The following is a 5,258-nucleotide window of genomic DNA, read 5'->3' on the forward strand; positions in this document are numbered from 1 at the left end:
CTGCCCTGCCGGGCATCTCACCCACTTGGGGGGAGATTGGCTGCGGCTTGGCCGGCACTTTTCCTTCGACCGGCTTTTCCGGCCGCCGCACGGTCATTTCATCGAGCGAGTTCTTCTTGAACAGCGGCTTGACCGGCTCGCCGGGTATGCCGAAATCGGAGCCATGCGCCTCTTCAGCCGACTGTTTCTTGAACAGCGAGCGTGACACCGCGCCGGCCGGCGTCGGCATGTCGGTGCCCGGGCCCATATCGTCGATCGAGGGTTTCGAAAACAGCGGTTTTTTCACCGGTACGGCGCCGTCGGCGCCCATCTCGTCGAGATCAGGCTTGCGGAAGAGGTTGGGCCGGGCAGCCCTGGCGGCCTCTTCGGCGGCGCGCGCTTCGTCGAACTTGCGGAAACGCTCCTGTTCTTCTGCTGTCCGATGTTTGGCCACGCCCTTGTTGTGCTTGCCCTTTTCGCGGCCGGAGGCCGGGCTTTCCATGTCGGCGTATTTGGCCAGCGGGTCTTCGGAGATGGACAGTTCCATCTCACGCAGGCGCTTGATCTCGTCGCGGATGCGGGCCGCCTTCTCGAAGTCGAGATTGGCTGCGGCATCGCGCATCTGCTTTTCCATCGCGTCGAGATGGGCCTTGAGGTTGTTGCCCATCATGGCGCCGGCACTGTCGGTGAACTGCGAGATGTCGGCGCGGACGTGGTCCTTCTCGTAGACCGAATCCAGAATATCGGAGATGCGCGACTTGACCGATTCCGGGGTGATGCCGTTGGCCTCGTTCCACTCCACCTGCTTTTCGCGGCGGCGGTTGGTTTCGGCCATCGCCCGTTCCATCGAGCCGGTCACCTGGTCGGCATAGAGGATGACCTTGCCGTCGACGTTTCTGGCGGCGCGGCCGATGGTCTGGATCAGCGAGGTTTCCGAGCGCAGGAAACCTTCCTTGTCGGCGTCGAGAATGGCGACGAAGCCGCATTCGGGAATGTCGAGGCCTTCGCGCAGCAGGTTGATGCCGACCAGCACGTCGAAGGCGCCGAGGCGCAGATCGCGCAGGATCTCGATGCGCTCCAGCGTGTCGATGTCGGAGTGCATGTAGCGCACGCGGATGCCTTGTTCATGCAGATATTCGGTCAAATCCTCGGCCATGCGCTTGGTCAGCACCGTCACCAGCGTGCGGTAGCCGGCCTTGGTGGTGTCACGGATTTCGCCGACGACATCGTCGACCTGGGTCTTGGCCGGGCGGACCTCGACCGGCGGATCGATCAGGCCGGTCGGGCGGATGACCTGCTCGGCGAAGACGCCGCCGGCCTGCTCCATTTCCCAGCCGCCGGGGGTCGCCGAGACGGCGACCGAAAGCGGACGCATGGCATCCCATTCCTCGAAGCGCAGCGGCCGGTTGTCCATGCAGGACGGCAGACGGAAGCCGTATTCGGCCAGTGTCGCCTTGCGGCGAAAGTCGCCGCGATACATGCCGCCGATCTGCGGCACGGTGACATGGCTTTCATCGATGAAGACCAGCGCGTTGTCGGGAATGTACTCGAACAGCGTCGGCGGCGGATCACCCGGCTGGCGGCCGGTGAGATAGCGCGAATAGTTCTCGATGCCGGCGCAGGAGCCGGTGGCTTCCAGCATCTCGAGGTCGAAGCGGCAGCGCTGTTCCAGCCGCTGCGCCTCAAGCAGGCGGCCGGCCCGCTCGAGTTCGACCAGCCGGTGCTTGAGCTCTTCCTTGATCGACTTGATCGCCTGGTTCAGCGTCGGGCGCGGCGTCACATAGTGCGAATTGGCGTAGATCTTGACGCTTTTCAGCTCGCCGGTCTTCTGGCCGGTGAGCGGGTCGAACTCGGTGATCTGCTCGATCTCGTCGCCGAACATCGAGATGCGCCAGGCGCGGTCTTCCAGGTGGGCCGGGAAGATCTCGATCGTGTCGCCGCGCACGCGGAACGAGCCGCGAACGAAATTGATGTCCTGGCGCTTGTACTGCTGGGCGACGAGATCGGCGAGCAGCGCGCGCTGGTCGAGCCGATCGCCGATCTGCATCTGGAAGGTCATCGCCGTATAGGTTTCGACCGAGCCGATACCGTAGATGCAGGACACCGAGGCGACGATGATGACGTCGTCGCGCTCGAGCAGCGAACGCGTCGCCGAATGGCGCATGCGGTCGATCTGCTCGTTGATCGAAGATTCCTTCTCGATGAAGGTGTCGGTGCGCGGGACGTAGGCTTCCGGCTGGTAATAGTCGTAGTAGGAGACGAAATACTCGACGGCGTTTTCCGGGAAGAATTTCTTGAACTCGGAATAGAGCTGCGCCGCCAGCGTCTTGTTCGGCGCCAGGATCAAGGCAGGGCGCTGCGTCTCCTCGATCACCTTGGCCATGGTGAAGGTTTTTCCGGAGCCGGTGACGCCGAGCAGCACCTGGGTCCGGTCGTTGTTGTCGACGCCTTCGACCAGATCCTTGATCGCGGTCGGCTGATCGCCGGCCGGCTCGAAATCCGAAACCATCTTGATGGCAATGCCACCTTCGGATTTTTCCGGGCGGGCGGGGCGATGCGGCGTCCACAGCACACCGTCCTTGTGCAGCGGATTGCCGGATTCGATCAACGCCGAAAGGGCGGCTACCGTCGCGGTGACGCTGCCCGAAGCCATGGTCTCGGCGTCTTCCAGCGAAATGTCGAGACCCGCGACCGGGTTGAGGCCCGCTGCCGTGCGCTCCCTCGCCGTCGCCGCCCCACCCATCGAGGTGCCGCGCGAACTGCGTCCCGGCGAGCTTGAACGCTCGGGTATCTTCTTCGACGGCTTCGGCGATTTGCCGCCGTCGCCCTTGCCGGCAAGACGCCCTTCCTTCTCGGCCTCCTGCTCGATCTGCTCGGCCCAGTCCGCGATCGAACCGGTCAGCGGCGTGCCAGAGAGCTCCGGCTGCGGCATCTCGGCGAAGCCGCCTCTGTGCAGCGGCTCCGAAGCGTCGAGGAAATCGGTCAGCGGACTGCGCCGCTTCGGCGCGGCGCGGTCGTCATTCGCCGTCGGCGGCGTTTTTTTGTCGGGAGATTTGGCCATGTCCCGAATATGGGATTTCCTGGCCAAAATGGAAAGAGCGCGGTGGGGAGAGGCGTGCCGGACAGCGCTGCTCCTGACAGCAGGCTGTCAGGAGCAGGCGGGAAGGTACGCCCGAAAGCCTCTTGTCGCTACACGCCCCTGGCGGCTGATGCGACCTGCGTAGCCGACCCGTTCAGGCGCGGCACCACGACGAGGCGTTTGATCTTGCCCTTCTTGAAGGCGGCGAGGAAACGCGCATAATCCTTGAAGGCGACGCAGCCGCTCGACTGGGCGTAGCGGCCCCGAAGCAGATACGTATGGGCCAGAAACCCGTCGCGATTGTACTTGTTGCGGCCATCGACCGGCGTCAGGCGCAAGGCCTCCACACCATGAAAGCGCGACTCGCGCAGCGACAGATTGTAGGTGTTGGGCGGTGTCGGTCCGCGGTTCTTCTGGTCGGCATAGCGCGGCTGGTCCGTCATCGCGCCGATGCCAGAATGCGCCTCGAGCCTTGAGCCGTCAGGCATGTAGACGGTGGCGGCGCTGATATCGTAGACGGCGACGCCATTGCCGGCGCCGCTTCTGGATCCCGGCGAGTTGAACAGGTTCCTGAACGCCTTGCCAAGGCCGCCCGAAGGCGTGTCCGGCTTGGCGTAGGCCAGCACATCGCCGCCATCGGCCGGCCGGCCTTGCCGCGCCGGTTTTGCCGGCTGGGCCTGCTGGACCGTCTCACGCGCCGGCTTCGATTGCTGGGCGGGCTTGGGCTGCTGAACAGATTTGGGCTGCTGGACCGGCTTAGGCTGCTGCTGCACGATTTTGGGCTGCGGCGGGTCGAATTGCGGGCGGCGGGTCGGCAACGGCACGTCGTCGGTCAGCGCGTCCGGCAGCGAGGCGGCATCGCCGGGTTGATCCTGCTGGGTTTCGACGGGCGAAACCGCGATATCGGCTGACGATTCCTCGATCGGCAGCGGTGAGGCAAACGCCTCGGCGTCGACCGGCAGCGACCGCACGAGGGCAAGGGCCAACTGCGAATTGTCTGGCGTATCGGATTGGGCAAAGCCCATCGGCTGCGGTGCGATCTGCACGACCACCGAACCGGTATCCAGCCGGGCGAAACGTTCGGCTGCCGGAACTGGCATGTTATCGGACAGGCTGGCCGTGACCTGGACGGACGGCACTAGCGACGCCTCGGCAATTCGCGGTGCGACGGTGGAGATCACCGGGCGCGTGTTGGCAGTGGCGGCAGGTTTTCCGGCGTCGGCAAAGGCAGCGGCCAGCTTCATCGGCGAAAGCGACGCTTCCATGCGTTCGAAGCGCTCCTGCGCCTTCGACTTCGCAAGGGCAGGCATCGGCTTTGCCTGCGCTACAAGGCGTTCGGATTTTTCCGCCTGCGAGCTTACCCTGGCCAGCTTGAAACAGCTGGCGCCGCACTGCACCGAATGATCATGCAGAGCCTGAGTGCCGCCATTGGCATTGGCCAGCACGAAGGGTGCTTTCAAGAAGTGCTGTTTCAGCGGATCGGTAAGTGCGAGCGATCCCGGCATGGACAGCGTCTGGGGCAGGCCAACCGAAGTCGCCGACAGCGAGGCGCCGACGGAACTGAGGCCGGCCATGGTGCCGATCAACCAAAGGCCGATGGCGGTGCTGACGCAAGGCAGCGCGACCCAGCGGGCCACCCGGCCAGCGTTGAAGGAAGAGGAACGCGGAGCATCGACGAACTCGCCGCCCTCACGCTGTCCCCGGTTTTTTTTGTGTGTACTCAACAACGCCATGCAACCAATCTCGCTTCAACCGGTTTCCCCGTACGCGGCCTTGAGAGCCGCGACGACCATTCTGTGAGTGATCCCAGGTGGTCCCCGACGCGTTTGCCGCGTCTGTAGTTGGTTGCCGATTGCTTCAAAATATGGACAAAGTTGGTTAATCAATTCCTCTCAAAACCAACGACGAGATGTGGATTTGGGCCAAATTTGGCTTCGTCCACGGCCAGGAAAGTGGTGTTGTCGCCCTTCCGACCTGGTTTTGCTGCCTGTTTTTGGCGGCCGAGTCAAGCAAAACAGCCGCTGCTAATTTTTGCGAAGCGCGTTGGCGCGGCATCTGCAGTGAGGTGACTGCCAGCAGACATCGCCTGGGAAAGGCGCCTGCTTCCAGTAAAAATGTTGCCGGTCTTGCCAAGATTTCCCCTGCGGAAGGGCCTGAAGCAGCCCGTCCTCAGTTGAACCAGAGCGCAAACGTCAAAAAC

3 protein-coding genes are annotated in these 5,258 nt (G+C 63.6%); 1 reads left to right on the plus strand and 2 read right to left on the minus strand.

Annotation, left to right across the window (positions count from 1 at the left end):
- Nucleotides 1-3,040 (minus strand): excinuclease ABC subunit UvrB (gene uvrB / locus EN964_RS23365; RefSeq protein WP_127276772.1); only part of this gene is annotated, 3,040 nt, incomplete at its 3' end.
- Nucleotides 3,041-3,168: 128 nt separating this feature from the next.
- The gene (locus tag EN964_RS23370; RefSeq protein ID WP_127269381.1) at nt 3,169-4,791 is read right to left on the minus strand and encodes a DUF2778 domain-containing protein; all 1,623 of its coding nucleotides are present in this window, start codon (nt 4,789-4,791) and stop codon (nt 3,169-3,171) included.
- A gap of 176 nt (nt 4,792-4,967) precedes the next feature.
- Here EN964_RS23370 and EN964_RS38180 point away from each other — a divergent pair.
- On the plus strand, nt 4,968-5,258 hold a 291-nt coding region (locus EN964_RS38180), incomplete at its 3' end, for a hypothetical protein (protein ID WP_206528748.1).

The sequence above is a fragment of the Mesorhizobium sp. M7A.F.Ca.CA.001.10.2.1 genome (assembly GCF_003998575.1).
Taxonomy (GTDB): domain Bacteria; phylum Pseudomonadota; class Alphaproteobacteria; order Rhizobiales; family Rhizobiaceae; genus Mesorhizobium.